Source organism: Candidatus Streptomyces philanthi (assembly GCF_059553635.1).
Genome location: NZ_JCANQV010000604.1, coordinates 1 through 1373, shown reverse-complemented (window position 1 = coordinate 1373; position 1373 = coordinate 1). Strand labels below are relative to the sequence as shown.

The 1373-nt window shown below is 69.4% G+C and carries 1 protein-coding gene and 1 pseudogene; both read left to right on the top strand.

All coding sequences use genetic code 11. The features are described 5' to 3' along the window. Nucleotides 1–118 precede the first annotated feature (118 nt). Nucleotides 119–1036, top strand: a complete 918-nt coding sequence (gene metF, locus AC51EU_RS30560) for a methylenetetrahydrofolate reductase [NAD(P)H] (RefSeq protein ID WP_496270338.1) — start codon at nt 119–121, stop codon at nt 1034–1036. 37 nt (nt 1037–1073) lie between these two features. Beyond that, nucleotides 1074–1373 (top strand): annotated as a pseudogene (locus AC51EU_RS30555) (hypothetical protein); the annotation flags it as partial.

Genomic DNA, 1373 nt, shown 5'->3' with positions numbered 1-1373 from the left:
GGGCCCAGGTGGCCGAAGACCGACGGCAAAGCGTCCACCAGATGGACGCCGGCGGCCTCGACCAGCCAAAACTCCGGTCCCGGTTGGTGCGCGCCCCAGGGGTGGCTAACCTGCCCGTATGGCCCTAGGTACCGCTTCCACCAGGACTGATCGCGCCCGAACCGTGCGAGACCTGCTCGCTTCCGGCAAGCAGTCGTATTCGTTCGAGTTCGCCGCCCCGAAGACCGAGAAGGGCGAGCGGACCTTGTGGAACGCGATCCGCCGCATCGAGGCGGTCGCCCCGACCTTCGTCTCCGTGACGTACGGAGCCGGCGGCACCTCCCGTGAGGGCACGGTGCGCGCCACCGAACGCATCGCCACCGACACCACCCTCACCCCGGTGGCCCACCTGACCGCCGTCAACCACTCCGTCGCCGAACTGCGCAACATCATCGGCCAGTACGCCGACGCCGGTATCCGCAACATGCTCGCCCTGCGCGGCGACCCGCCCGGCGACCCCATGGGGGAGTGGGTCCGGCACCCCGAGGGAGTGATGTACGCGGCCGAACTCGTCCGCCTCATCAAGGAGTCGGGCGACTTCTGTGTCGGCGTCGCCGCCTTCCCCGAGATGCACCCCCGGTCCACGGACTGGGACACCGACATCGACCACTTCATCGACAAGTGCCGGGCCGGTGCCGACTTCGCCATCACCCAGATGTTCTTCTACCCGGAGGACTACCTGCGGCTGCGCGACCGCGTCGCCGCCGCCGGTTGCACCACGCCGATCATTCCCGAGATCATGCCCGTCACGAACGTGCGGCAGATCGAACGTTTCGCCCAGCTCAGCAACGCGGCGTTCCCGCCCGAACTCGCGGACCGCATCCTGGCGGTCAAGGACGACCCGGCGGCGGTACGCTCCATTGGCATCGAGTACGCGACGGATCTGTGCGCGCGCTTGACGGCCGAGGACGTGCCCGGGTTGCACTTCATCACCCTGAACCACTCCACGGCGACGCTGGAGATCTACGAGAATCTGGGACTGCACCAGCGGTCCTGATCACGGTGGCCGCGGAGCGGCAGAAGATGGGGCGTACATGGGCTGGACGGTCCTCTACCTCGCGTTCGGCCTGGTCGCGCTCTGGCTGCTCGGCGAAGTACTGCTCCAGTACCGGGCCCGGCTGCGCTGGCGGCTGCTGGCGTTCGCCGGCTTTCTCTGCGTGGTGACCGGGGTACTGATCCCCTCCGTGCCGGTGATCGCCCTGGGCGGTATCGCCTTCGCCGCCGGGCAGGTCCAGGTGACGCTGTCGGTCCGCCGCGGGTTCACCGAGGGCTGGTCGCTGCGCAAGCCGCGCGAGAGCCGGCGCCGCCGCGGCCGGTCCTCCGGCGCCCGGTCC

Coding starts and splice junctions, on each gene's coding strand:
- metF (WP_496270338.1), top strand. CDS start 119: ATGGCCCTAGGTACCGCTTCCACCAGGACTGATCGCGCCCGAACCGTG.